This is a genomic window from Pontibacter ummariensis (genome assembly GCF_900188175.1).
In the GTDB taxonomy this organism is placed as follows: domain Bacteria; phylum Bacteroidota; class Bacteroidia; order Cytophagales; family Hymenobacteraceae; genus Pontibacter; species Pontibacter ummariensis.
The window spans coordinates 65794-92768 of record NZ_FZOQ01000017.1; the positions used below are offsets into that span (position 1 = coordinate 65794).

General features: G+C 53.0%; 22 protein-coding genes. 7 read left to right on the plus strand and 15 right to left on the minus strand.

All coding sequences use genetic code 11. The features are described 5' to 3' along the window. Positions 1–15 precede the first annotated feature (15 nt). From ppk1 to hflX, 3 genes are all read right to left on the minus strand, one after another. Positions 16–2124 carry a polyphosphate kinase 1 gene (gene ppk1 / locus CHB92_RS17315; RefSeq protein ID WP_089320500.1) on the minus strand — a complete coding sequence of 703 codons (2109 nt, stop codon included), beginning with the start codon at positions 2122–2124 and terminating at the stop codon, positions 16–18. A 79-nt stretch (positions 2125–2203) separates the two neighbouring features. Next, on the minus strand, positions 2204–2698 hold the full coding sequence (locus tag CHB92_RS17320; RefSeq protein ID WP_089320501.1) for a SixA phosphatase family protein: 495 nt from the start codon (positions 2696–2698) through the stop codon (positions 2204–2206). 191 nt (positions 2699–2889) lie between these two features. Next, positions 2890–4077, minus strand: a complete 1188-nt coding sequence (gene hflX / locus CHB92_RS17325) for a GTPase HflX (RefSeq protein ID WP_089320502.1) — start codon at positions 4075–4077, stop codon at positions 2890–2892. Between the two features lie 331 nt (positions 4078–4408). Here hflX and CHB92_RS17330 point away from each other — a divergent pair, with 331 nt between their 5' ends. Then, positions 4409–5527, plus strand: a complete 1119-nt coding sequence (locus CHB92_RS17330) for a glycosyltransferase family 4 protein (RefSeq protein WP_089320503.1) — start codon at positions 4409–4411, stop codon at positions 5525–5527. A 15-nt stretch (positions 5528–5542) separates the two neighbouring features. Then, positions 5543–6085, plus strand: coding sequence for a dTDP-4-dehydrorhamnose 3,5-epimerase (rfbC, locus tag CHB92_RS17335; protein WP_089320504.1), 543 nt, complete (start codon positions 5543–5545; stop codon positions 6083–6085). 289 nt (positions 6086–6374) lie between these two features. Here rfbC and CHB92_RS17340 read toward each other — a convergent pair whose 3' ends face one another. Further along, on the minus strand, positions 6375–7661 hold the full coding sequence (locus CHB92_RS17340) for a UDP-N-acetylmuramoyl-tripeptide--D-alanyl-D-alanine ligase (protein WP_089320505.1): 1287 nt from the start codon (positions 7659–7661) through the stop codon (positions 6375–6377). A 162-nt stretch (positions 7662–7823) separates the two neighbouring features. On the opposite strand from CHB92_RS17340, the gene CHB92_RS17345 reads away from it, so the two are divergent. After that, positions 7824–10043, plus strand: a complete 2220-nt coding sequence (locus CHB92_RS17345; protein WP_089320506.1) for a T9SS type A sorting domain-containing protein — start codon at positions 7824–7826, stop codon at positions 10041–10043. Continuing rightward, positions 10043–10426: a hypothetical protein gene (locus tag CHB92_RS17350; RefSeq protein WP_089320507.1), complete on the plus strand. Its 384-nt coding sequence runs from the start codon at positions 10043–10045 to the stop codon at positions 10424–10426. The genes CHB92_RS17345 and CHB92_RS17350 overlap by 1 nt, the downstream gene beginning before the upstream one ends. A 195-nt stretch (positions 10427–10621) precedes the next feature. On the opposite strand, the gene CHB92_RS17355 is transcribed toward CHB92_RS17350, so the two are convergent. From CHB92_RS17355 to CHB92_RS17400, 10 genes are all read right to left on the minus strand, one after another. Further along, positions 10622–11395 (minus strand): amidohydrolase, encoded by a 774-nt coding sequence (locus CHB92_RS17355; protein ID WP_089320508.1) that lies wholly within the window; start codon positions 11393–11395, stop codon positions 10622–10624. A gap of 51 nt (positions 11396–11446) precedes the next feature. Next, a complete protein-coding gene (locus CHB92_RS17360) occupies positions 11447–12595 on the minus strand; it encodes a methionine aminotransferase (RefSeq protein ID WP_089320509.1) in 1149 nt (382 codons plus the stop codon). Positions 12596–12654: 59 nt separating this feature from the next. Further along, positions 12655–13233 carry a uracil-DNA glycosylase family protein gene (locus tag CHB92_RS17365; protein WP_089320510.1) on the minus strand — a complete coding sequence of 193 codons (579 nt, stop codon included), beginning with the start codon at positions 13231–13233 and terminating at the stop codon, positions 12655–12657. A gap of 201 nt (positions 13234–13434) precedes the next feature. Further along, the gene (locus tag CHB92_RS17370) at positions 13435–13839 is read right to left on the minus strand and encodes a hypothetical protein (protein WP_089320511.1); all 405 of its coding nucleotides are present in this window, start codon (positions 13837–13839) and stop codon (positions 13435–13437) included. Between the two features lie 217 nt (positions 13840–14056). Then, positions 14057–14905, minus strand: coding sequence for a hypothetical protein (locus CHB92_RS17375; RefSeq protein ID WP_089320512.1), 849 nt, complete (start codon positions 14903–14905; stop codon positions 14057–14059). Positions 14906–15058: 153 nt separating this feature from the next. Next, the gene (locus CHB92_RS17380; protein WP_089320513.1) at positions 15059–15466 is read right to left on the minus strand and encodes a response regulator; all 408 of its coding nucleotides are present in this window, start codon (positions 15464–15466) and stop codon (positions 15059–15061) included. A gap of 22 nt (positions 15467–15488) precedes the next feature. After that, positions 15489–17786, minus strand: coding sequence for a PAS domain-containing sensor histidine kinase (locus CHB92_RS17385; protein WP_089320514.1), 2298 nt, complete (start codon positions 17784–17786; stop codon positions 15489–15491). Positions 17787–18128: 342 nt separating this feature from the next. Next, positions 18129–18344, minus strand: coding sequence for a hypothetical protein (locus CHB92_RS17390; RefSeq protein WP_089320515.1), 216 nt, complete (start codon positions 18342–18344; stop codon positions 18129–18131). Between the two features lie 304 nt (positions 18345–18648). Then, positions 18649–22020: a transcription-repair coupling factor gene (gene mfd / locus CHB92_RS17395; protein ID WP_089320516.1), complete on the minus strand. Its 3372-nt coding sequence runs from the start codon at positions 22018–22020 to the stop codon at positions 18649–18651. 368 nt (positions 22021–22388) lie between these two features. Beyond that, a complete protein-coding gene (locus CHB92_RS17400) occupies positions 22389–22856 on the minus strand; it encodes a VOC family protein (RefSeq protein WP_218824274.1) in 468 nt (155 codons plus the stop codon). Positions 22857–23160: 304 nt separating this feature from the next. Here CHB92_RS17400 and CHB92_RS17405 point away from each other — a divergent pair, with 304 nt between their 5' ends. Next, on the plus strand, positions 23161–24030 hold the full coding sequence (locus CHB92_RS17405) for an O-methyltransferase (protein ID WP_089320518.1): 870 nt from the start codon (positions 23161–23163) through the stop codon (positions 24028–24030). Between the two features lie 30 nt (positions 24031–24060). On the opposite strand, the gene CHB92_RS17410 is transcribed toward CHB92_RS17405, so the two are convergent. Next, positions 24061–24753, minus strand: a complete 693-nt coding sequence (locus CHB92_RS17410; protein ID WP_089320519.1) for a haloacid dehalogenase type II — start codon at positions 24751–24753, stop codon at positions 24061–24063. Positions 24754–25136: 383 nt separating this feature from the next. Here CHB92_RS17410 and CHB92_RS17415 point away from each other — a divergent pair, with 383 nt between their 5' ends. Together CHB92_RS17415 and CHB92_RS17420 are read left to right on the plus strand one after the other, a co-directional pair. After that, complete coding sequence (locus CHB92_RS17415; protein ID WP_179223090.1) at positions 25137–25940, plus strand: alpha/beta hydrolase; 804 nt, start codon at positions 25137–25139, stop codon at positions 25938–25940. A gap of 229 nt (positions 25941–26169) precedes the next feature. After that, positions 26170–26946, plus strand: a complete 777-nt coding sequence (locus CHB92_RS17420) for a sterol desaturase family protein (RefSeq protein WP_089320521.1) — start codon at positions 26170–26172, stop codon at positions 26944–26946. Positions 26947–26975: the final 29 nt, after the last annotated feature.

A 26975-nucleotide genomic window follows, 5' to 3' on the forward strand; every position in this document is an offset into this window, starting at 1 on the left:
GGCTTACCCTCTCTTTTATTCTTCCTCCCGTTCCGGCTGCATCCCTTCAGGTAACAAGCTGCGAAGGTAGTCATAGGTTTCGTACTGCGACCGGACGTTTGTTGGGGAGTGGGGCTGTATGTAGCTGTTGTCTATATAACGGGCTTTCGTGTCATCGGCTAGCTGCAGGTCGATGATGCGCTGTATCTGCTCAATCAGGTTAGGCTGCAGGATCGGGAAGGCCACCTCTACCCGGCGGTTCAGGTTCCGGGTCATCCAGTCGGCAGAGGCGATATAGTACTTTTTGTCTCCCTTGTTATGGAAGATGTATACCCGGGCATGCTCCAGGTAGCGGTCCACGATGCTGCGAAGCTCGATGTTCTCACTCAGCCCTTCCACGCCGGGCACCAGACAGCAAATGCCCCGTACCAGGAGTTTGATCTTAACGCCTGCCTGGCTGGCTGCATAGAGCTTTTTGATCATGCGGCCGTCCTGCAGCGCGTTCATCTTCAGGGTCATGCCGGCCGGCAGCCCTTTCCTTGCGTTTCGTACCTCCCGGTCGATCAGCTTGGAAAAGCTCTCGCGCATGTTGATGGGCGCCACCAGTAAATGCTTAAACTCTTTGTCGGGGTGCCTGTCAATCAGGAAATTAAAGACCTGCTCCACATCCCGGGTAAGACGCTTGTCAGAAGTAAAGAGAGCATGGTCAGCGTAAATCCTGGCGGTCTGCTCGTTGTAGTTTCCGGTGCTCAGGTAGGCATAGTTCACCAGTTTGCCCCCCTCGTTGCGGGTAATCAGGCCCAGCTTAGAGTGCACTTTCAGGTCCGGCACACCGTAGATGACGTTTGCTCCTGCCTTTTGTAACTTGCCCGCCCAGTAAATGTTCGATTCCTCATCGAAGCGCGCCTTTAGCTCTACCACTACAGTCACTAGCTTCCCGTTTTTGGCTGCCTTGGCCAGGGCTTTTGCAATAGCAGACTTGTCGGCCACCCGGTACAGGGTGGCGCTCATCGCCGTTACTTTCGGGTCTCTGGCGGCCTCGTTGAACAGGCGTAGCACATAGTCGAAGGATTGGTAGGGATAATGTACCATGTAGTCCTGCTTTTGCATGGCCTCCAGCATGCTTGGCTCCTTTTCCAGGTCGGGGTGAAGCAGGGTGGGTTGCGACGCGTACTTCAGCTCGGGCAGGTTAAAGTCGGGGAACTGAAAAAAGTCGCGGAAGTTATGGTACTTGCTTCCCTCCACCAGTTCCTCTTCTGTAATGCCCGTATGGTCCATCATGCTGTTGAGCAGGTCCTGTGGTATCTCCGGATCATAGAGCAGGCGGGCGGGGTAACCTGTTTCGCGCTTCTTCAGGCTCTTCCGGATCTTGGCCATCAGGTTACCGGATACCTCCTCCTCAATGTCCAGCTCCGCATCGCGCGATACCTTTACAGCATAGGCCTCAAAGGCTTTGTATTTGGGAAATATGAGCGGTAGGCAGAAGCGAATGGCATCGTCGATGAACATCACATAACGGTGGTCATCGACGGTGGGCAGCTTGATGAAGCGGGAACCGTGCTTCTTGGTGGGTATCTCCAAAATAGCGATGCGCTCCGGCTTACAGTCCTCTTCCTGCGGTTCCCACATCTTTATACTGAGGTACACGGCCTGGTCTTTCAGGAACAGGTGTGTTTCTGTCTCGTCTAAAATAATGGGTAGCAGCAGGGGGGCTAGCGTTTCCTCGAAGTAGTCTTTTAGCCACTCCTGTTGGCCTGGGTTCAGGTCATGCTCGGTCAGCAAGTGAATGTTGTGCTCGCGCAGGCCGGTCAGGATGCCTTCGCGGAACACCTCACCAAACTCTTGCTGCTGCCGGTGTACTTCTTCTATCACCTGGTCGAATATCTCGGATGGCTCCTGGCTTAGCTTTTGGCGGGTTTTCTTCTTCAGCTTGATCAGGCGCTTGAGGGTGGCGACCCGCACCTTAAAATACTCATCCAGGTTAGAGGAGAAGATGGCCATGAATTTCACACGCTCCAACAGCGGTACGCGCTTATCTTTTGCCTCTTGCAGTACCCGGTGGTTAAACGCGAGCCAGCTCAGCTCTCTGTTAATAAAAGGGTACGCTGCCTGGGTCTTCTGCTCGTTTTCTTTCTCTTTTTCCATCGTGCTTTCGGTGTCCGGTACAGTACTTTTCCGCTGCGCTTTCTTGTGTAGAGCTTGCCAGGGAAGTACCGGAGGCTGTTTACTTATAGTTTTTCGGGAAGTCGTAGAAGAGTAGGGTGGCATTCTCTTTGCCTATCTCGTCCCAGCTGTCGCAGTCAAACGAGAGCCCAACAACCCCTGTGGTGGGGAGGCGGGCAATTACTTCCTGCGAGAGCAGGTTGGCGAACTCTGTGATCGTTTCATTGTGGCCCACGATCATCAGGGACTTTATGTCTGCCGGAGCTTTCTGCACCACTTCCAGCAGGTCATCTGTGTCGGCCCCATACAGGCGCTCATCTACCCGGATGTTGTCTGGGTCATATTCCATTTCATGGGCTACCAGTGTGGCGGTAGAGAGGGCCCGTACAGCGGGACTGGAAATGATGAGGTCAGGCATAACGCCCCGTGCGGCCAACTCCTGTCCCATTAGCGGAGCGTCTTTGCGGCCACGCTTTTTCAGGGGGCGGTCATGGTCGCTTAAGTTCTCGTACTTCCAGCTGGATTTAGCATGCCTCAGGATATATAGCTTCTTCATAAGGGAAATATCACAAAGCCGGCGAACAGGCTTCGTCAACCTTCGCGGCTTTGTGTCTTTACTGTCTGTGGCAGGAAATGGTTGTACCAGCCATGCGGGCTGGTTATGGTAGGAGCGATACCTGGTGCCAGGCTATAAAACCAAAAGGGAGCTGCTGTAACAGCAGCTCCCTTTTTAACACTCTGATGTGTTTATACGTTGTTTGGGTAGCGCTCGAAATGGATTTCGGACACCCGGCGTTGCAATTCATCGCGCAGCTCGTCGATGTTTATCTTGTTCGTGGCGGAAATGAACAGGGCGGGGGCGTGTTCCCTGGCCATATACGTGCTGCGCAGGTCATCCAGCGATGGGCGCACGTCGGCCCCCTCCTCCTGCAGTTCCTTCTCGCGCTGCTCCAGGTACTGGTCAATCTTGTTGAAAACCAGTAGTACTGGCTTCTCGGCAGAGTTGATATCCCGTAGAGTGTTATTCACAACTTCTATCTGGTCTTCAAAGGAAGGGTGAGAAATATCCACCACGTGCACAAGCAGGTCTGCCTCCCGTATCTCATCCAACGTAGACTTAAAGGCCTCAATGAGTTTGGTGGGCAGTTTACGGATAAACCCTACGGTATCGGAGAGCAGGAAAGGCACGTTGCCGAGCACTACTTTCCGCACAGTGGCATCTACGGTCGCAAACAGTTTGTTCTCGGCAAACACGTCCGACTTGGAGAGCAGGTTCATTAAGGTAGACTTGCCCACGTTGGTATACCCCACCAGGGCTACCCGTACAACAGCGGCTCTTGATTTCCGCTGCTCAAAGTTCTGCTTTTCGAGCTTAGTCAGGCGGTCGCGCAGCAGGGCGATCTTGTCGCGCACAATACGACGGTCTGTCTCGATCTCTGTTTCACCAGGGCCTTTCATCCCGATACCACCCTTTTGCTTGGAAAGGTGGGTCCAGAGGTTCGTCAGGCGTGGGAGCAGGTACTGGTACTGTGCCATCTCGACCTGCGCGTGTGCCTGTGCTGTTTTGGCGCGCAGGGCGAAGATATCCAGGATCAGTAAGCTGCGGTCCACGATCTTTACCTGCAGTTCGCGCTCAATATTCCGTACCTGCGAAGGGCTCAGGTCATCGTCAAAGATCACCATGTCCACCTCGTACTCCTTTACATACGCTTTAATCTCCTCCAGCTTGCCGCTGCCCACAAAGGTGCGGACGTCTGGCTTGTCGAGTTTCTGCACAAAGCGCTTTAATGTGTCGGCTCCCGCCGTCTCCGCCAGAAAAGCAAGCTCGTCGAGGTACTCGTTGGTCTGCTCGTCTGTCTGGCGGTAGTTAGGTACAGCCACCAGTATGGCTGTTTCTTGTGGTTTAGCGGTTTCGTAAAATTGCTTTTTACCCATTTATCTTTCTTTAAGCGTCAAAGTATAAGTGGCAGGCGCTTCCGTTTCCTGCTCAGCGAGCCTACCAATGGCAGGCATCGGAAGAGACTATTCATCATAACGTTTATACGGGCAGGAAGGGTCAGCGTGTACTAGCTTAAGTTTGACTCCCGGTTTATGTCTTTGCTGCCGGGTCCATGGCAGTCGGCTTTCAGCAGGCCAGTTAGCCCTACTGGAAACGGCAACAAAGACCAGGGCAATTTACTTTAAATTTCCTGATGCTACCCCTAAAATGGATAACTTACGGCTTTTAGCCTGATGTACGCTATCTTTAGGAGCTAAAACTGCCTGTATGCGGATTGCCATTGTTATAAACACCTCCTGGAATGTGTACAACTTCCGGATGCCCTTGCTGAAGGCCTTTTTAGCGGCGGGGCACGAGGTGGTGGCTATTGCCCCACGGGATGCTTACTCAGACCGCTTGGTGGCGGCAGGCTGTGGCTTTGTACCGGTAGAGATGGAGAACGGGACAAACCCACTCACCGACCTGCTCCTGATTGGGCGCCTGTACAAAACCTACAAGCAAGTACAGCCAGACGTGGTGCTGCACTATACCATCAAACCCAACATTTACGGGGCTATCGCGGCACACTGGGCAGGCATACCGGCTGTTAATAACGTTTCGGGGCTCGGGACCGTCTTTATTACCAAGGACTATGTCTCTAACGTTGCCCTCCGGCTTTACAGGTTTTCCTTCCGCTACCCGGCCAAGGTCTTCTTTCAAAACAGGGACGACCGGCAGCTTTTTCTACGGCATAAGCTGGTGCGGCCAGAAATAACAGAAGTACTGCCGGGGTCTGGTATCGACCTGCAGGCCTTTGTGCCGGCACAGGACTTTAAACGGAACAAGGCCTTTACTTTTTTAATGGTGGCGCGGGTGCAGTTCGACAAGGGCATCGCCGAGTTTGTGCAGGCCAGCCGGCTAGTGCAGGAGCGCTACCCGGAAGTAAGGTGCCAGTTGCTGGGGCAGGTGGATGAGCGTAGCCGCTCCGCGGTAAAGCGGCGGCAGTTAGAGGAGTGGTTGGCAACAGGGGTAATCGAGTATCTGGGTGCAACAGACGAGGTGGCTTCGGTGGTTGGAGCGGCGGACTGCATAGTACTGCCCTCGTACCGGGAAGGAACCCCGCGTACCCTTTTAGAGGCGGCAGCCATGGGGAAGCCCCTTATTGCCACCAACGTGCCGGGTTGCCGGGAGGTAGTGGAGGATGGCGTGAATGGCCTGCTTTGTCGGGTCCGCCATGTGCCCGATCTTGCTGCCAAGATGATGCAGCTGTTGGAGTTGGATGATACAGCACTGGAGCGCATGGGGCAGGCCAGCCGGCAGATAGCCGTCACCCGATTCGATGTACGGCAGGTAATCCAGAAGTACCTGCAGGCAATAGAAGAAGTGACATCGCAGGTGCGGGTTTAACCAGAAAGATACAGCATGGAGCATAAAACTTTCCACATAGAGGGCCTGGTAGCGTTTCAGCCCCGGGTCTTTAAAGACGACAGAGGGTATTTTCTGGAGACTTTCAGTACGAAATGGTTCGAGCCATTCGGCATAAAGCCAGTTTTTGTACAGGATAACCAGTCGGCCTCAAAAAGGGGGGTACTGCGCGGGCTTCACTTCCAGAAGCCTCCGCACGCGCAGGCAAAATTGGTGAGGGTAACCTCAGGAAAAGCCCTCGATGTAGCGGTGGACATACGCAAAGAGTCCCCCACCTTTGGACAGCATGTTGCCTGCATTCTGGATTCCGAAAAGCATAACCTGTTCTATATACCGGAAGGCTTTGCCCATGGCTTTGTTGCCCTGGAAGACAACACCACCTTTCTTTACAAGTGTACGAACCTGTATGCCCCTTCGGCAGAAGGAGGTATTCTCTGGAATGACCCTAGCTTAAACATAGATTGGGGTGTGGAAGAACCTCTGGTATCTCCCAAGGACGAAGTACTACCCCTGCTAAAAGATTTTGGCTCGCCGTTTTAGGTTTGGTGAAGGACAGCAGAGCGAACAAAAGCGGAGGGGCTGAACATGTAAATGCTCAGCCCCTCCGCTTTTACTGTTGAATTTCCTTATCGAAAATCACCCCGTCTCCGCTACCTGGCGCAAGCATTACTCGTGCCTTGCCTGAATAGCGATCTGCTTTAGTACGACAATTTCTACAGACAAACCCTAAAACACTCCTAAAGTTGTTTTGTGGTAACAGTTTTGCCGTACATGAGGGCGCTTGCGCTATTTCAATCCTGCTAATATGGCGCTCTGCCCGATCTGTGATTTACAGCACCTCCAATAAGGTTTCCAAGCCCATGCCGCGGGAGCCTTTCACCAGTACATAGCTCTCTGTGATCGGGTGCTCCTGCAGCCATTGTTGCAGCTCTTGCTTTGTCTCGAAATGGAGAAACTTACTGTTAACGGCTGCGGCGTATTTCATGTCCTTGCCGCAAAGCAGGACAGTATCAAAAGGTTGTTCCGCCACTACCTCTCCCAAGGCCCTGTGTTCTGCCTGGCTCTCTTCTCCCATCTCAAACATATCACCCAGTATCACGACTTTCTGTGGCGCCTTCATGCCTCCGAAATTCCGCACAGCGGCGGCCATAGAGGTCGGGTTAGCATTGTAGGCATCCAGGATAACGGTGTTACTGCCTTTCTGCAGTACTTGTGAGCGGTTATTGACCGGGTTATAGCTAGCAATGGCCTCATTCGCCTTCTGCAGTGGCACACCAAAGAATTTACCAATACAGGCCGCCGCTGCCATATTCTCGTAGTTGTAGCTTCCTACCAGCTGTGTTTGTACCTCATTCCCCTCCTCGTCGCGGTATACCACGTAAGGGGAGGCCTCGAGTAACTCGCTGTGGTAATAATCTCCCTGAGCCGGGTAGGTTATTTTGTTTTCAACGCTGTGGCCTAACCGCATGAGAATCTCGTTGCCGGTATTTATAAACACGGTTCCTCTGTGTGCCTCCAGGTACCGGTAGAGCTCGCTCTTGCCACGTGCCACGCCTTCCAGGCTGCCGAAGCCCTCCAGGTGGGCCTTCCCGATGTTGGTAATCATGCCATGGGTGGGTAGGGCAATGCTACTCAAAAGGGCAATCTCTCCAATGTGGTTGGCACCCATCTCGATGATTGCCATCTCATGCTCCGGCTTAATGCGCAGCAGCGTTAAAGGAACCCCAATGTGGTTGTTCAGGTTGCCCAGTGTATAAAGCGTGTTGTACTTCTGGCTGAGCACGGCATAAACCAGTTCTTTAGAGGTTGTTTTGCCGTTGCTGCCCGTAATGCCGATGACCGGAATGCTTAGCTGTTGGCGGTGATGGCGCGCCAGGTCCTGCAGGGCTTGCAGGGTGTCGTCTACCACGAACACATTGTCTGCAGCCATATGCGGGTCGTCGACCACGGCATACTTGGCCCCTTTTTCCAGGGCCTGCAGTGCAAATTTGGCTCCTTTAAAATTAGGACCGTTCAGGGCGAAAAACAGGCTTTCGTTTTGTTCGGCGCGTGAGTCGGTGCTAACGTGGCGGCACGCCAAGTACTTCTGGTACAGAAACTCAATATTATTCGGCATGAAATGCGTAATTTTATCTTAGTCAGATGCTTTATGCAAGAAAAGTTCGTTATAAGAAGGCCTTTCTTACACTGGCAATATACATTCAAAACCTTAAAAGCGACAGTGCTTGTAAGTGCAGCCGCTTAAATTAATACGTGGCAGTTTTTGCCGCGACAGCCGATGAAAAAGCTCTTTACCCTTATTCTACTCCTCTCTACAGCTGTAACTGTCTATGGGCAGGAACCCCTGACGTTCCGCTATCGGCACGATGTGCCTGTATCCACCCCTGCAGGAGAGTTAGCCGCGCCTTGGAGCGGGGGCTTCAATACGCCTCAGTTCTCGACTATCGACCTGGACAAGGACGGCCAGCAGGACCTGTTTGTTTTTGACCGGCAGCTAAATAAAGTCTTTACCTGGCTAGCTGTGCAGGAGAGTGGCAAGTGGCAGTACCGCTATGCACCGGAGTACGAGGTGTTCTTCCCGGCTGACCTGGAGTACTGGGTGTTGCTGCGCGACTATAACTGTGACGGGCTGCAGGACATTTTCACGAGTAGCCCCCTCGGCATCCGGGTGTTTAAGCAGGAGCAGGTAGCTGGAGGGCAGCTAAAGTTTGCCCTGGCAGAGGAGGCGCTTTTCTATAACGAGAATCAGGTGAACATGCAGATGAACTCAGCTGACGTGCCGGGCATTGTGGACATGGATGGGGATGGTGACCTGGACATCCTGTTCCCTGAGTTTTCGCAGGGCTATACCCTGGAACTGTACAGAAATACGCAGGCCGAGGAAGGGCTTGCCTGTGGCACGCTGGCATTTGAGCAGCAAACAAGCTGGTGGGGTAAGATCACAGAGTGCGATGGCTGTAACAACTACCTCTTTAATGCTTACTGCCGGGTGGCGGCTCCACTCCATACCGGCCACAGCGGCTCCTCCATTTTACTTTTAGACCTGAATGCCGACGGGGATAAAGACCTGGTGATGGGAGGGGTGCAGTGTGAGAACCTGGTGCTGATGGAAAACGAGGGGGATGCAACGAATGCCCTGATGCGGAGCTTTTCTCCCGTTTTCCCTGCCACAAACCCTGTGGCCATGCCCCTTTATCCGGCTGCCTTTTACGAGGATGTAACTTTTGACGGTGTGCCGGACATGCTGGTAGCGCCTCAGGCCACTCAGGATCTGGTGAACATTAACTTCGAAAATGCTACCTGGTTGTACCGCAATGCCGGTGCTGCGGATCAGCCTGACTTTGAGTACGTGCAGGATGACTTCCTGCAGGGGCAGATGATTGACGAGAGCGAAGGAGCCTTTCCTGCCTTTGCCGACTTGGACGCTGACGGCGACCTGGACCTCTTACTGGGCAATAGAACTGCTTACCGTGCGGGTGTGTATGGTGCTTCGCTTAGCTTTTATCGTAATACGGGTACTGCCACGGCACCGGCTTTTGAGCTGGTAACAGATGATTACCTGAGCCTGCGAAGCCGGCAGCTGGTTAACCTGAAGCCAGCGTTTGCGGACATGAATGCGGATGGCGCTACCGACCTGGTACTGACGTTCGGGGAAAAGAAAGCAAACACTGCGCGTGTCGTCTACCTTCCTAACAAGTCCGCGAAGGGGCAAGCCGTTGCTTTTAGCTTTGCAGAGGCACAGGAGGTACAAGCCTTAAGAGATGGCGACTCCCCTGCTTTTGCTGATGTGGACAAGGATGGCGATCTGGACATGCTACTGGGCAGGAGTGACGGCAGCCTAGCTTTTTACCGTAATACGGGCAATGCAGCCAGCCCTGCTTATGTCTTAGAAAACAGAGGATTAGGTGGCCTGGGGGTAGACTTTTCACGGCGCAACCTTTCTCCGGCAATCGCCGATATAGATGGTGATGAAGCCTTTGATTTGTTGGTAGTAGACGATAGCGGGCAGTTGCGCGTGTACCGGAACTTTACGAAAGATCTTAGTGGCACCTTTACAGCTGAGGCGGAGTTACTGGAAAACGATCTGACAGAAGGGCTCCAGGTGTCCCGCTTTGGGCGGGGGCTCAGTCTGGCAGTGGCTCCTTTAGGAGGTGAAGGGAAGCTTTACATAACCGTTGGGACCCAGGCGGGCGGCTTGTTCTTGCTGGAGCAAACAGGGGGTAACCTTTCAAACCCAGCAGGTCCAACCGAGGGGCTGACCCTGTCGGTCTATCCCAATCCGGCAGACAGATCATCCTCGGTAGGGGTGCGGATAAAAGCCACTGAACCTGTTACACTACATCTGTATGATACCATCGGAAGGCTGGTGTACAAAGCCCCGGGAGTATTTGGTAAAGAGCATGGCTTGCCACTTCAACAATTTAAGGCAGGCATGTACATCATCAGGGCGACATCTAAAAGTGGAGAACATGCTAGTAAAAAGATAATCATAAGATAATGCAGGCCTTCCTTCTCATTCAGCTTTCTGCCTCTGCCACTTACGAGCAACCCTTGCTGGCAGAGCTCAAACAGCTATTGCCGGATTTGGCAGTACTGGATATCGACGGGCGCTCCGACGAGCTGTTGCAGCATTATGCCCTGCGCCTGTTGCGTGAGGCAGACAGGGCGGTCGTGTGCATTAAGGCGGATGAAGCAGCTGCGGGTTTGATAAACGTAATGCCGCTGTTGGAAGAGTTGCTGCAGAGCAGCCAGAACAGGCTGGTTTTGTTGCTAGGCCAGTATCCCCGCCTGCTCCGTATCTTCGAGTCGCGCCCCCAACTGCAGTACAAGCAAGTGGCAGAGCAGGACGTGCTATCCGAGGTAAGGGGAGCTTTGGATTAGCTTCAGGCTTTGATGGTATACAAAGGTACTTAGCTCCCTTTTGTCATCTTGGAAAGACCCCGCTAACCACGAACTGCTTGCCGAAAAGTGATGTTGCCGCTTGAGAATAAAACTCTTCCTGAAAGACAGGTTTCCGAACAGCTTGGTGCCTGGCCGTCGTCATCATGGGGCAGGCTAGCGACAGTCTGTCGCTCACTACAGCGAAAAGGGGTCGGCATCCAGGTGGGCGGGAAAGGCCTCTCTAAAGTTTTCCAGTTCCTGCTTGTTTAGCTTTAGGGTGTGTATCCCTTCTACCTCGCTTGTCTCCAGTAAATGATAGCCCTTGGGGTGTATAAAAGCGGAATCTCCGGAATAAGGATGGCCGTTGCCGTCTGTGCCTACCCGATTCACACCCACCACATAAGCCAGGTTCTCGATGGCCCGCCCCTGCAGCAGAAGCCGCCAGGCCTGGTTGCGGGCCTTGGGCCAGTTGGCCACATACAGTAGCAGGTCGTACGCGTTATTCGTGTTGCGGCTCCACACCGGGAAGCGCAGGTCGTAACAAACAAGCGGGTGTATTTTCCAGCCCTTTAGCTCTACAATTAACCGCTCTTTTCCGGCTGTATAAGTATGGTGTTCTTTTGCCATCCGGAAGAGGTGCCGCTTGTCGTACTTCGCAAAGCTACCATCGGGGCGGACCCAGTACAGGCGGTTGAAGAATTTCCCTCCTTCGCGTACCATCACACTCCCTGTTAAAACGGCCTGGTATTTACGGGCCTCCTCCTGCATCCAGGTAAGCGTGGGGCCCTCCGCTTCCTCTGCGAGAGGCTCGGCCTCCATGCTGAAGCCTGTGGTAAACATTTCAGGCAATATGATCAGGTCTGTTGTAGGGGCCGCTGCTGCCAGTTTTTCGGAAAACATGCTGCGGTTTGCCACCGCATCCTGCCAGTGTAGGGCTGTCTGAACGACGGTAATGTTTAAGTTGTGCATGTTGCTAACCAAAGAGTGTCTCGGGAGAAATTTTTTCTGTTTATCGGTTTGCTAGAGCACCGCCAGTTTTTCGCCGGCGGCACGTAAGGTATCCTCGCTTTTTGCAAAGCAGAAACGCAGGTATTTGTGGTCGGTCTTATCGTGGTAGAAAGCAGACACCGGTATGGCTGCTACACCCACCTCCTTTGTCAGGTGCCTGGCAAAGTCAAGATCGTAGGCATCCGAGACCTTATCATACTTTACAAGCTGAAAATAAGTGCCTGATGAGGGGCTGGCCTCAAAACGGCTGTTGCGGAGCAGGTCGTAGAAAAGGTCACGCTTGGCCTGGTAAAAATTCGGCAGGTTCAGGTAGTGGGCCTCTTCCTCCATAAAATCAGCAAGGGCGAGCTGAAAGGGGGTAGCTGTGCAGAAAGTGATGTACTGGTGCATTTTCCGCAGCTCGTTGGTAAGCGGTGGCGGTGCCACGGCATAACCGACCTTCCATCCTGTGGTATGATAGGTCTTACCGAAGGAGGAGATCACAAAGCTCCGCTCGCGCAGCAAGGGCTGTTGAAGCGCACTGTAGTGTTGCTTGTCATCAAAGACCATGTGCTCGTACACCTCATCGCTGACCACCATAATGTCTGTGCCATCGATCAGGTTAGCCAGCCTGTCCATGTCCTCTTTCGTCATCACGGCCCCGGTTGGGTTGTGCGGTGTGTTAATGATGATCAGGCGCGTGCGCGAGGAGAGGCGCCGCTTCACCAGGCCCCAGTCTACGTGGAAGTCCGGCAAGGCCAGAGGTACATAGATGGGGGATCCCCCGCAAAGCCGTATCACAGGCACGTAGGAGTCGTAGCTGGGCTCCAGTATCACCACCTCGTCTCCTGGCTTTACCATCGCAGTAATAGCGGCGTTCAGCGCTTCTGTGGCACCAGTCGTCACGGTTACTTCTGTGTCGGGGTTAGGGCGGTAGCCATACATTCTTTCTGTTTTCAGGCTGATCTTCTCGCGTAGCTGGGGCATGCCCGCCATGGGGGCATACTGGTTAAAGCCCGCGTGCATGTACTTTGTCACGAGCTGCATCAATGACTCAGGGCAGTTAAAGTCCGGGAAGCCCTGCGAGAGATTGATGGCCTTGTACTCGTTGGCAAGTCCTGACATGACGGAGAAAATGGAGGCGCCAAAATCTGGCAGCTTACTGCTGGGGTAACTGATCATAGGTGTGTATGGCTAGGTCGGATTTGCTTCAAACAACGGGAACAACAGGTTTTGGTTCTTTACAGTAGTTCGTTTGTTAGCTGCTTCAGCACGAGCACAGCATCCGCCTCAAACCAAGGGTTGCGCTTAAACCAGAACTGATTGCGGGGGGACGGATGCGGCAAAGGCATGTACGCAGGCAAGTATTCGTGCCAGTGCTCCACCGTTGCGGTCAGGGTAGGGCGGGCCGCCTCGCCTAGAAAGTAATCCTGGGCGTACTTGCCCACCAGCAGCGTAAGCTGAACATTGGGCAGGAGTGCCAGGAGCTGCTGGTGCCAGTGTTGGGCGCACTCAGGACGCGGCGGCAGGTCGCCGCTCTTCCCCTTGCCCGGGTAACAGAACCCCATCGGGATGATGGCTACTCGGCTTTCGTCGTAAAAAGTTTCGGGGGCTATACCCAGCCACTGCCGTAAGCGTTTGCCGCTCTGGTCGTCCCAGGGGATACCGCTGGCATGCACTTTGGTGCCGGGTGCCTGCCCCACAATTAAAAGCTTTGCGGTGCTGCTAGCCCGTAGAACAGGACGGGGCCCTAGCGGCAAGTGCTCTTCGCACATGCGGCAGCCTCTTATTTGCTGTAACAAACGCTCCAGTGTCTCCATGCTTAATTGCTTACAGCAAAGGTACAAAGGATTGCTGACCTACCACAGGCATTCCCTTCCGGAACAGGCTGTGGTAGCAAAAGAGGCTGTTATTGCATTAGTTAAGGTAGGGGTAAGTTCTAAAACAGCGAAAGCCGGAAAGATTCCGGCTTTTGGCATGAGGTATCGTTGTCCTCGATAAACTTCAGCTTAGTGGTTGCGTCATTCCCAGTGCTGGTCGGGTGGCCCTTGTCTGCGACGGCGGCGTTTGTCCGGGTGTGGCATGAGCGGGTCCTGGTACCAGCGATCCTCTGCCCGCTGATTGCTTCTGTCGAAATGTACGTCCTGCTGCCGCCAGATCGGCTCGCGGTATTGTTGGTTTGAAGGGCGCGGTGCCTGTTGCCGGCGCTGGTTAGGCAGCCATTCGTCCCGGTGCTGGTGATACCGTCCTTCCTCCGGAAACCGTCCTACCTCGCGTGGTTGCCAGTCGTACTGGTGCAGTTCTATCGAAGGGGAAGGTTCTCCCCAACGGCTTCTGAAGTCGTTGAAATATCTGTCATTGTAGGGAGGCGCTTCGCGTCGGGTACGTTCGCCCCGGCGTCTTTTATCATTTTCGTTGTGCTGCATGTTTTCTGTTCTTAAAATGGTCTTGAATTTACAATTTTTTTACGAGCTTTTCAAGTCGCTGCTTGCCCTGTTGCCTGTTATCATGTACGACCTGCTACCGACTATGTTTGAGAGGGCCGGGGGGAGCGCATAAAAAAGGGAGCCGGCTATTACCACCGGCTCCCTTTCAAAAAACTAATCTACTACCAAATCTACCTAATCTTGTCCGTATACGGACTTACCGGCGATAACGTTGGTCTCTGTTGATGTCTCTGGATTCGTTGTCTCTTTGTGTGTCCGATGGGTCCGCCCACTTAGGTCCGTTCTCATAAGCCTTGTTGTAGTTTCGGTTACGGTAAGCCTCATAGCCGTGGCGCTCTCTGGAACTGGTTTGCTCAGAAGGCGACCGATCGCGGTCACGCGGTTGAAAGTTGCGATCATCGGAGTGCCAGATGTCATGCCACGTGTCCCCTAACTTCTGGAAAAAGCCCCGGTGGTCTTGCTCGCGTCTGCGACGGCTTTCATTACTTTCATAGTAAGGGCGGTCTTCGCGGTACCAGTTGTGGGAGCCACTGCCATAGCGGTAGTCATCTTCTTTATAACGGCTTCTGCTATCCGGGCCCTCGCGCCACTGGTCGTTCTGGTAGTCGTTCACCTCATTGCGATTGCCTTGCAAAGCGCCTCCCGGTTGCTGTGGCCGACGCATGTAGTGCTCGTCATTTTGATTGTACTGCTGCGCGCGGTCACCGTGGTTCAGGTAAGCGCGCTCATTGCGGTAAGGGCTATCGGGGCGGCTGCCATAGTGGTCGTTTAAGTGTGCGTTCTGCCCCTGATTGTAGGTGCTGTTTCTCACGCCTCCTCTGCGGTAGCTATCACGCTCCCGGTCCTGTGCTCCTCTTGGGTTTGGCCCGGTATGGAAGAAGTTACCGCTGTCCCACTCGCTTGTGTTGTGGTTGCCGTATCTGCGGTCCCGTTCCTGGTCGTTGTCTTGCCTGTGCTTTTGGTCTTGGTCTCTGTTATACAATTCCCGACCAATGCGGTGGTTATCAGTTTCCCTGTTGTTCAGGTCCATGTGTTTATTTGCCATAGCTTGTTTCCTGTTTAGATTGTTTCACACTTATTAAAATCCGCCGGGGGCGGGTTTATATTTACGGGGTTTAGGAGGCTATTGTTAAAAACAGGCCCTTGGCAAACAAAGCAGCGTATCTCAGCGGAGACACTGTTAAGACGGGTGCCTGCTTTAAAAGTACTCCTGCATGATCTCGCGCACGTCGGCCTCGGCCAGCGGCTTGGAGTAGTGCTTGCGCACGTCCGGGTATTCCTTCAACTTTTCCAGGTCGTAAAAGCTGGCAGAGGAAGTGAGCATCAGCATCACCGTTCGGCCTTTCTCCTCGGGGGTAAATTGCTGGTACTCTCCTAAAAACTCGAAGCCGTCCATGCCGTCCATTTTAATGTCCACAAAGATCAGGTCCGGACGGGGATAGTCCTGATACCCGGCAAAGGCTTTATTCAGGTATTCCAGGGCCTCCTCGCCGTCCGTTACAACGCGTATGTCCGGGGCTACCTCCATACGGGAGAGCAGGCGCTGGTTCAGGTAATTCGTGGTATCGTCGTCGTCGACAAGCAGAATAGTATTCAACTTTTTCATGGTTCTTTTCTTCCTGCTTTTGTTACGCTTTCTTTTGTTTAAAGTATAAGTAAAAGGTAGTTCCTTCGTTCAGCTTACTCTCTATGTTGATGTAGCCGCCGTGGTTCGCCATTAGTCTGTTTACGATGTAAAGGCCCAGGCCGGAGCCCTGCACGTGGCTGTGGAAGCGCTTAAACATCTGGAACAGCTTGTTCTCGTGCTTGTTAATGTCGATGCCCAGGCCGTTGTCCTGTACCTGCAGTTCCACAAAGCGGCCCTTTTGTACGGACCTGAGCCAGACCTCCGGCACCCGCTGAAAATCACGGTATTTGATGGCGTTGCTAAGGAGGTTAAAGAGGATGCTCTTTAGGCTGGCGCGGGTAAAGTGCAGGGTAGGGGCACCGGAAAAGTCAGTGTGAATTTGGGCGCCGGTATCCTGCAGCATGTCCTGTATGCTTACTTTTACGTCTTCGGTCAGCTCCGCCAGGTTAACTTCCTCCAGGTTGCGGTGCTTTGTTTTCTGCACCTTTACCACCTCTGTTAGATCATGGATGGTGTTGTGGAGCTGCTGTAGGGACCGGTTAAAAAGCTCGATCAGCTTCGGGGCGTCGGGGTCGCTGAAAGCGGCGTTCTGAACGAGCTCCTCAAAGATGCGGGCCATGTTCACGATGGGCAGCTTAAGGTCGTGGGAGGCGGTGTACACAAAGCTGTCGAGGTCCCGGTTAATGCGCTCCAGCTCCAGGTTCTTCTCCATGAGTTCTTCCTCCGCTTTTTTGTGGTCCTCTATGTCTGTATGAGAGCCTACCCACATCCGAATGCGGTTATCAGCATCCCGTAGGGGAACGGCACGGGCCAGGAACCAGCGGTATGTTCCGTCCTGCGCAGAGCGCCACCGGTTCTCCGACATAAAATCTTCGCCGGTGGCAATGCAATGATGCCACTGAGCAGTGGTTCTCTCCAGGTCGTCGGGGTGTATAAAGCGCTGCCACCCCCAGTCTTTCATCTTATCCAGGTTTGCGCCCGTAAAGCTGTACCAGCGTTGGTTATAGTAGTCCACCAGGCCATCAGGAGTAGCCGTCCAGGTTAAGAGCGGCAAGGACTCCAACACCTGTTGCAGCCTGTTCATGGTAGCGGCCAGTTCCTGCTCTATCCGTTGCTTTTCGGTGATGTCCACCATCGCCCCCACCATGCGGGTAGCGGCTCCCTTGCTGTTGTGGATCACGAAGCCTTTGTCCAGTATTAACTTATAGGAGCCATCGGCACAACGGAAACGGTAGGTGCCCTCCCACAGCTCGCCGCCATTATGAATCACCGCATAAATGGAGCTTTCTATCTGCTGTAAGTCCTCCGGGTGCACGAAATTTAGCCAGGAGGCAACGGTAGGGTCTATCTCGCTTTCCTCATAACCAAAAAGCGTCTTATACCCCTCGTTCCACCAGATCATGTTGTCTTCCAGGTTCCAGTCCCAGACGACATCGTTCGTAGCCAGGGCGATTCGTTGAAAACGCTCGTTTGCTTCCGCCAGCTGCCTTTCCCGCGCCTTATGTTTGCTTATGTCCACGGCAGATCCAATAACCCGCAAAGGATCCCCTGCGGCATCATAAACGATATACCCGTTGCTCAGCACATCGGCATAAGAGCCATCCAAACGGCGAAAGCGGAACTCCAGGGCAAAGGCTTTTTCCTTTGCCGCCATGGCTTTCTTAAAAAGGCTTCTTACTCTTTCCTCATCGTCGGGATGGGTGCGCTCTGTCCACGCCTGAGTCTCCTGCTCCAGCTGCCCGTTCTGGGCACCGAACAACTCTCTAAAAGATTCGCTCCAGGTAATGGTGCCTTGCTTCAGATCACAGTCCCAAATCGTGCCCCCTGCAGCCTCCGACAAGATCCGGAGGCTGTACTGTGCCTCATGGGCCTCCTGCTCATGCAGCGTCTGCGCGGTGATATCGCGCACTTCATGCAGGATCTGCTGCAACTCTCCTGTACTGTTCAGGATCGGGATGCTGTTCAGGCGCCAGTGATGTTCTTCGTATTTCCCTGCCTTGTTGAGGATATCGTAGCGCAGCGACGGGATGAGGTGGGGCTGTTTGTGTTTCACAACGTGCAACAGCGAGTTCCTGATCGCGTCCGGTAGGCCTAGGCCTTTTAAGGTGGGGCTTTCCGGAAACACGTCGAACAGGTACTGCCCCACTACTCTGTCTCTGCTGGAATGGGTGGCCTGCAGGTAGCTGTCTGTTACGGCCGTTACGCACAGGTCTGGCGACAAAACCAGGTAAAGCCCGGGTAAGCTCTGGAACAGTTGCCCAAAGTCTACAGCGGGTTGTGTGATAGTTGGTTGTTCCATGGAGGGGATAGAAAAGCTTAGGCTTAGGTAAAGATAGTACACAAAAACGTAACAAAACGTTATGAACAGGGCAGCGGAAAGGGCTACAGGTGGTGTTGTGCTAGTCGTGCCGGCTTAGGTGCGAAGGTGCTATATCCTATTCTATCACGATACAAAGTTAAAAGAGGATGTATAAGCTTTCTACGTTTCTTTTAGGGGCAGGTATAGGGAAGGGGCTAAAACGGAAGTAGCAGTACGACCATCATAAGCGGTCACAAAAAACAAGCGGGCCCCGCGCAATTGCACGGGGCCCGCTTGTGTGCTTTTAGAACTATAAGCTATCTGCTGTAGTTCTGGCTCTTATTAGTGAGCAGCTTCCTCAGTAGCAGGAGCCTCCTCAACAACAGTTGAGTCAACTACAACCTCTTCCTCTACAACTGGAGCCTCTTCAACAACTGGAGCCTCTTCAACAACTTCAGTTTCTACAGCTTCAGCCTCAGTAGTAGCAGCTTCTTCGTTGCAAGCAGTGAAAGCAGTAAGAGCAAGAGCTACGATAGCGAATTGGAATAAATTTTTCATTTTTGTGTTAGTGATTAAGTGTTTTGGTCTCGATTTTGACCTTCATACACAAACAGGCCAGAGGTAACCCGGCTTTTTTAAAAAGTTTAAAATTATTTTTTAGGAGGGCTACCTTACACCCTATAACCATGTTGTAAAAACTGGAATATAAACACTAGCCGGTAGTACAAAGCTGCTAATAGGAGAGCAAAGTGTTAGGCAAGCAAAGCCTTTGAACTCTTGAAACGACTAGAGCCTCTACGCCTGCAGGTACAGTGACAGAAAAAAGCCCTAACCGAGAAAAACGGTTAGGGCTTTTTTTTGACTAGATCGTCACATTGATGGCAATGCCGAAGCCTTCGAACACTTCCTTCGCGTCGGCGAGGCTTTGAATGTCCTCCACGATCACGATCAGCTTGTGCTTGGACTCCTTTAAACGGGAGCGGCGCGGGTGCTGCTGCACGTACTTCAGGATATTGCCAAAAGTGTCGGATTGGAAGTACTTGTCGTTGTTCTCGCTTGGCAGATAACCTTTCATCACCTCTTTTTTAATGGTCAGCTTCTCGAAGCCCAGCTGCTGGGCCTGCCAGCGCAGCTTCACGATCTCCACGAGCTGCTGCACGGCCTCTGGTAAAGGACCAAAGCGGTCTACGATGCTATCGCGCAACTTCTCCAGCTCCTCGAGGTCTTTCGTGCTGTCAAGCTTGCTGTAAAGGTTCAGGCGCTCAGAGATATTGCTCACATACCAGTCCGGTATCAGCACTTCCATATCCGTCTCGATCGTACACTCGCGTACCGGCTCCACAAACTGCTCCAGGTTGTCGCCCAGGAATAGCTCCCTGAACTCTGTTTCTTTCAGCTCTTTAATCGCGTCATCCAGCACCTGGTGGTACATCTCAAAGCCGAGGTCAGTGATGAAGCCCGTCTGCTCACCCCCCAGTAAGTTACCTGCTCCGCGGATGTCCAGGTCGCGCATGGCAATCTTAAAGCCTTCGCCGAGGTCGGAGAATTCTTCCAGCGTGCTCAGGCGCTTGCGGGCATCCGAAGGCAGCCCGGCCACAGGTGGTGTTAACAGGTAGCAGAAAGCCTTTTTGTTCGAGCGGCCCACGCGGCCACGCATCTGGTGCAGGTCGGACAGGCCGAACATGTGCGCCCGGTTGATGATGATGGTATTGGCATTTTCGATGTCCAGCCCCGACTCGATAATGTTGGTGCTGACCAGCACATCGTACTCGCCGTTCACAAACTTCATCATGCGCTTCTCCAACTTTTCTGGCTCCATCTGCCCGTGGGCATACGTAACCTTGCAGTCCGGTACGTGGCGCAGGATCATAGCGGCAATTTCCTCGATGTCCTTAATGCGGTTGTGCACGAAGAACACTTGTCCGCCACGCTTCATCTCATAGACAATGGCGTCACGGATAAGCGCCTCATCAAACACGTGCAGTTCGGTTTTTACCGGCTGGCGGTTTGGCGGCGGCGTGGCGATCACGGAAAGGTCGCGGGCACCCATCAGGGAGAAGTGCAGTGTGCGGGGGATAGGCGTGGCGGTGAGCGTGAGCGTGTCCACGTTGATCTTCATCTCCTTCAGTTTCTCCTTTGTCTTTACCCCAAACTTCTGCTCCTCATCGATGATCATCAGCCCAAGGTCTTTGAACTTCACGTCCTTGCTCACGATACGGTGTGTACCGATCAGGATGTCGATCTTTCCCTCTGCCAGTCGTTTTAGGGTCTCTTTCGTGTCCTTGGCTGTCTTAAAGCGGTTCACATAGTCTACGGTAACCGGAAACTGCTCCAAGCGGTCGCGGAAGGTGCGGTAGTGCTGCATGGCCAGGATGGTGGTAGGCACGAGTACGGCCACTTGTTTACCGTCGCACGCTGCTTTAAAGGCGGCACGAATGGCAATCTCCGTTTTACCGAAGCCCACATCACCGCAAACAAGGCGGTCCATGGGGTGTGGCTGCTCCATGTCGGCTTTCACATCCTCCGTAGACTTCGCCTGGTCCGGCGTGTCCTCATAGATAAACGAGGACTCCAGTTCAGCCTGCAGAAAACCGTCCTTAGAGTAGGCATAACCTGGTGCGGCCTTACGCTTGGCATAAAGGCTGATGAGCTCGTGGGCAATGTCTTTTACCTTGCTCTTAACTTTCTTCTTCTTGTTCTCCCACTCCGGCGAGCCCAGTTTGCTCATGCTTGGCGGGCCGCCCTCTTTGCCGCTGTACTTGCTGATTTTGTGCAGCGCGTGGATGTTCACGTACAGCAGATCATCGTCGCGGTACACCAGGCGTATTGCTTCCTGCAGGCGGCCTCCCACTTCCACTTTCTCCAGTCCGGCAAAGCGGCCGATGCCGTAGTCTACGTGCGTGACGTAGTCACCAGGCTGCAGCGAACGCAGCTCTTTCAGTGTCATGGCCTTGGTCTTGGAGTGCCCTTCCTTGGCTTTGTGCTGGTAGAACCGGTCGAACAGCTGGTGATCAGTATAGCAGGTAATCTTCAGGGTCTGGTCGATGAAGCCTTCGCGCAGGGAGATAGGCAGGTGCTGGAAACGCACGTCATGGTCCAGTTCATCAAAGATCATCGTCAGGCGGTTGATCTGGCGCGGAGAATCCGTGGCAATCAGGTTCACAAAGCCAGCGCCCTGTTGCTCGTGCAGGTCTTTTACCAGTCGCTGGAAATCCTTGTTAAAGGATGGCTGTGGCTTGGCCTGTAGCTGTATCACCTCGGCACTACGGTAATGAAAGCGCTTGCCTATCTCTACCACGTTAAAGCCTTCGAGCAGCTGTTTAAACTGCTTCTGCGTCTGGAAAAGCTGCTCCGGGTCCGATACGATCTGCGTGCCCCCGCTGCTGGCCATCATCTTCTCGAAGTTATGGGACGCCTTCTCGAAGTACTCCTCAATCACGTCCAGCGTCTGGCGCACGTCCTTGAACCAAAGCGTCGTGTTATCTGGCAGGAAGTCGAGGAAAGCCTCACGTGTTTCCTGCAGCAGTTTCGTTTGCACGTTCGGGATGATGGAAATTGCCCGCTTCGTCTCTACCGATAGCTGCGTATCAGGATCGAAGGTGCGGATGCTCTCGATCTCGTCGCCGAAAAGCTCGATACGGTAAGGCAGGTCATTGGCGTAGGAGTATACATCCACGATGCCCCCGCGCACCGCGTACTGGCCCGCCTCGTACACGAATTCCGTGCGCTCAAAACCGTACTCAGCCAGCATCTCGCTCAGGAAAGCGGTGTCCAGCTTTTCGCCAATTTTAGCGCCCAAGGTATTCTCGACTAGCGACTTTTTATTGATCACCTTCTCTGTCAGTGCCTCCGGGTACGTCACGATCAACTCGCCTTTGCCTGTTTTCTGGTTCAGGCGGTTCAGTACCTCCGCCCGCATCAGGATATTGGCGTTCTCGGTGTCGTCGAAGCTGTAAGGGCGCTTATAGGAGGTCGGGAAAAGCAGGATTTCCTTCTCTTCGCCAAGCAGGTTCTTCAGGTCCGTATAGAAATAGGCTGCCTCCTCCTTGTCATGCATCACGAAGAGTTGGTGCCCGTAATTCAGGGTATAAACCGCCGAGGATAGCACGGCATCTAGGCTACCTGATAGCCCTTTAAGCTGAAGGCGGTAAGGTTTATCTGTCTTTAGCCGCTCGGCAATGGTTTGCACCATGCTGTCGAGGCGGTAAAGCTCTAAGAAATCTTTAACTTTCAAGGTATTCTGTTTTAAGACATGTTAACCAACCTGACAAAACACGCAAAACAGCTTTAAGCTATAGCTCTTTTATTCGCTATTGCCTAAAGCTCTTTTGAACTATCGTGCTCTGTCGTTTATAGTTCTTCTATACAAAGATACTATAACTTAATATCTTATTCAGAACAGCATGCAGGAGGAGAAGGTTGCGGGGGAGGGAAGGGAATAAGTACTTATTGCAGGGGCTAATAAGCTTTGGCTTTCAGGAAGCGATAGCATCAGCACTCTTTTGATGGGGCCTAGGCGTTCAGGCAAAAGCGGTTCCTGCTTCTGCCCTAAATTCTTAGCCTAAACTAAAGCATAGCAGCTTAAGTAATTCTCCGGCATCCCTATTTCCCAGGCCTGTCGTTGTTGATCTCGATCCAGTGCCCGTCTGGGTCCTGGAAATAAATCTGCTTCACACCGTCCACGCGAACAGTAGGGGCTTTGGCGGTACCCGGCCAGTTTGTGTACTCGATCTGGTGTTTGTCGAGGTTGGCGATAAAGTCCTCTATGGACGCAACACTAAAGCACAAGTGGTCATTTTTATCGCGGGGGATGTTCTGAGTGGCTCCCTGTATCAGGTGCAGCTGCCCTGCGCTGCCAAGCGTAAACCAGGTATGCCGGCCATCGTGAAAGGGCTCGGGTATTTTCTCTAGCTGCAGTACGTTTTCATAAAAGTCTGTGCTCTGCCCGAGGTCTTGTACGTAGATGGCAATGTGGTTGAGCATAAGCGGGGAGGATTTTGCCTGAGCGTTTGCAGAGTGGACTGCAAATCCTAGCAGACAGATGATGAGAGTAATAGAGAACTTTTTCATATAATAAGTTAAATGGGTGGGCTGATCAGGTTAAGTATAGTAAGGTCACAAGCCGGATTGGGGCGCATTAACATCTACTACAGGCTCAACTTCGGCCTGAGTCGTTTCCTAAGTTAATGAAAATGAAGAATGCTGTAGCAGAAAGTAAGGTCTTCGTTCGTTTTTCAGCAGTACTGTTAACTTATTTTTACCTTAGCCCGTCGCGGAGAGCACAAGCAAACAAATCTATTGCTTATTCGTTCGGCCAAAGTGCTTGATGCGGATACCCCTGTAATTACAATCCTGATATTACACTATTTACACTATGAAAAAAGTTGGTTTTTACGTGGATAACCTGGTAAAGCGGGTGCTAAACTACGGTAAGTTTAAAAACAGTTTCCTGAAGCGGCTACCGCAGCAGTTTCATGGTGCAGCCAAACTGCTGTACTACCACACCTTTACAGAGGAGGAAAAGAAGCTCGCCAGCGAGATTGAGCGCTTTCGCTCCCAGATACCTGCCTTAAGTACCGCAAAAGAGATTTACAGCTATACTTCGCCACACTCCAACACCTTTAAAACAGATGAAGAAGGCAAGGCTTTACCAGGAGAGTATACAGGGAACTCGGTAGAGGCGCACATGAAAACCGGCTCCTCCACCTTTCATGGTATTTTGCTGCGCCGTATTGTAGCGGGAGCAGGCGTAAAAAGAATCCTGGAACTAGGCACCAACACGGGCTTTTCCGGCTGCTACTTTTTATCGGTGCCCGGAACGGAACTGGTCACTATAGAAGGCTCGGCTGCCCTGTGTGAGATCGCGAAACTCAACATGGATCGGATATCGGACAAGCACCGCATCATGAACATGCTCTTTGATGAGGCGATCGATGTGCTACTTAAAGAGAAAGCTTCTTTTGACTGTGTCTTCATAGATGGGCAGCACGAGCAGAAAGCCACCTTGCATTACACCCAACGGGTACTCCCCTTGCTAAAGCCCGGTGCCCTTATTGTGCACGACGATATTTACTGGTCAGAGGACATGCACCAGGCTTGGCAAAAGATGGTGCAGGACCCTACGTTCTCCCAAACGGTGGATCTCTTCTATAAAGGGGTTTGCGTGTTGGGCGATGGACCGAAAGCACACTATGACATGGGAGAGTGCCTGCCCAGGCCAGAGGTGTTCCGGAAGAACTGGTAGCAGGAACAGTGCTACTGGTAACCGGAAGAACTATTCCTCCAGCTGTATTAGCTTGTCGGCCAGGTCGGAGAGGGTGGGTGCGGTTAGTTCCGGTTCGGGGGCCAGCGGGTAAAGCGTATGCCCGGGGCGGGCGATAAAGGCTGCGCGGGCACCTGCGCGGGTGGCTCCTGCCATGTCCCAGCCGTGCGCAGCAACCATCATCAGGTTTTCCAGCTTCACGCCAAACTTGTCTGCCGCATACTGGTACGGGCTGGGGTGTGGCTTAAACTTCTCCACGCTGTCCACGCTCAGGGTATCTTCGAAGAAATCCTTCAGGCCTACCTTCTCGAGGTGTGGGATTCCTGTCTTGGCAGGAGAGTTTGTGAGGGTTGCCAGCCTAAACCCGGCCTGCTGTAGCTTCTCTAGGCCAGGAACCACATCTGGGTGCGGTTTGGAGGCATTCACCATGGTCACCAGTTCTTTTTGCTTTTCCTCCGGCACATCCTGCCCCGTCATTTTCGCTGTCATGCGCATTACAGCCTGCCCTACCTCACTGAAGTCGTGGTACTGGCCTGTCACGCTTTCCACAAGCGAGTACTCCAGCAATTGGGCAAACCATAACTTGAAAGCCAGTTCGTTGTTAAAGGCTTTGTTTACCGCCTGTTGCATGTCGGAGAGGTCCAGTAGGGTCTCGTTCACGTCAAAAAGTAACAAGGCCGGGCGTTTGTTCGGTGTATGCTGCATCTGCTGTCTTATTAAAAGTGTTCTGGTGTCTGCATACGAACAGCTCCGTTAATCCGGTGGTAACGGAGTATGAATTTACGTGAAGGGAAGAGCTGGGGTAGTGGCTGGGAGGCTTTGGAGGGACAGCAGTTTACCTGTTGTTCGGCTGCGTCGAGGGAAAGCACAGGTATCTGTTCAGCCGGCGCGGCGTATACAAAACCTGACTTTTTCATAGCCCTCGCAATCTGACACGTATGGCAAATCTCCCCTTACCGCTAAAGCTACTTGCTGGGTTTACCAGGTTGGGCGGAAAGAGAACCTCTTTGCCGCTGCCTGCGCGGTGTGCATCCACCAACAGGTTCATGAAGTTTATGGACAGCTTTGCAGGGTTAAGCTCGCCTACAGTGCCAGCACCACAAAACACGGGTTTCACGGCACAGGAGGGGCACGAAATAGGGCTTCGGGTGTTCAGGCCATTCGAAACGGACCGGCTGTTGCCCGTGTGGGTGTACTTTCATGGAGGCGGGTTTACATTAGGGAGCTACGATGCAAGGGACAATTTCTGTAAGAAAATTGCGGAGCAGTCTTCCTGCCTCGTCGTATCCGTGCAGTACCGGTTGGCCCCGGAGCATCCATTCCCACAGGGGCTACACGATTGTTATGAAGCTACCGCGTGGCTTGCAGAGAATGCCTCTGCCCTGGGAGGGGACGGTAGCAGGCTTGCCGTAGGAGGCGAGAGTGCCGGCGGAAACTTTGCCGCTGCTGTGTCGCTCATGGCACGGGACCAGGGCGGGCCGAAGATCCTGCACCAGACGCTGCTGTACCCTGCCTTGGACTGCAGTGGTTCTCTGCCGTCGCGGGACGAGGAAGACACGAACTACCTGCTTACCCAGGACATGCTCACGCAGTTTGGCAACGCCTACCTTCCGGCGGGGCAGGACAGAAAAGACCCTTATTGCTCGCCGATCTTTGCAAGCTTGTCCCCGGATCTTCCGCCTGCTCTGCTCATCACCGCCGAGCACGACCCGCTACGGGATGACGGTAACTTGTACGCCCGGCAGTTAAAAGCAGCTGGGGTACCCGTCGTGCACAAAGAGTATGCGAACATGATCCATGATTTTGTGCTGCTGATGCCCCGCTACCTGAAGGAGTCCAGAGAGGCGATTTACCTTGTGAACAGGTCCTTGTGCCTGGCCTTTCAGGCGTAATCTATTAGTGATTCAGCTCTTGCTTGATATAAGGGGCCTTTCAATGCTTTGGGTACTTTGCGGTTGCTGCGCGTAACAGGTATCCGGCTTTCCCGTCCTGTAAAAAGCGATGGAACACAACTTCTAAAAACTAATTCAGCTGTTAAAGGCGTTGTCAGGTTAACCAGGTGGCAGGTACCTGGTTCGTACTTAAATTTGTGTCTACATTGGTTTTATAGTTTAATCAGCAATGGACAGCAAGCAGTTCTGGTGGTTTTACCTTTTGCTCACCATCCGGTATGTCGTGATAGCCGGTTTGGCCTTTGTGGTGTTTTACAAGCTCTTCCCCGCCCGGTTCGCAAAACTTAAGATACAGGCCCTTTTCCCGAAGCGGAAAGACTATGTGCGGGAGGTAGGGTACTCCTTTTTCACTTTCTTCGTTTTTGCCTTTATAGGTGTTGTGCTCAGTTCTGATGCCATCAGGCCCTATACCCGGATCTACACAGAAGTAGCTGACCACGGTTGGCCTTACTTGGGATTGAGCGTGGTGCTGGCCCTGTTGGTACACGATGCCTACTTTTACTGGACGCACCGGCTGATGCATCACCCCCGCCTGTTCCGGCTGTTCCACCTGACACACCATCAGTCAACAAACCCATCGCCCTGGGCTGCTTTCTCCTTTAGCCCCCTGGAGGCGGTCGTGGAGGGGAGTGTGATTATCGTCATCGCCCTGCTGATACCAATCCACCCGCTGGCGATCCTGCTCTTCCTGCTGTTTATGACCGTGTACAACGTGTATGGGCACCTGGGGTATGAGGTATACCCGGCCTGGCTGGTGAATAGCCGGTTGGGGAAATGGCTGAACACCTCTACCAACCATAACATGCACCACAAATATTTTAGGGGCAACTACGGGCTTTACTTCCGTTTTTGGGATGAGTTGCTGCGTACCACGCACCCCCACTACAAGGAAACACTCAGAAAACTAACAGGCACTGGCCAGGCGGAGCAGCCGCTCAGGAAGTAAGGAAACGTGATCACTACCATGCTGTATAG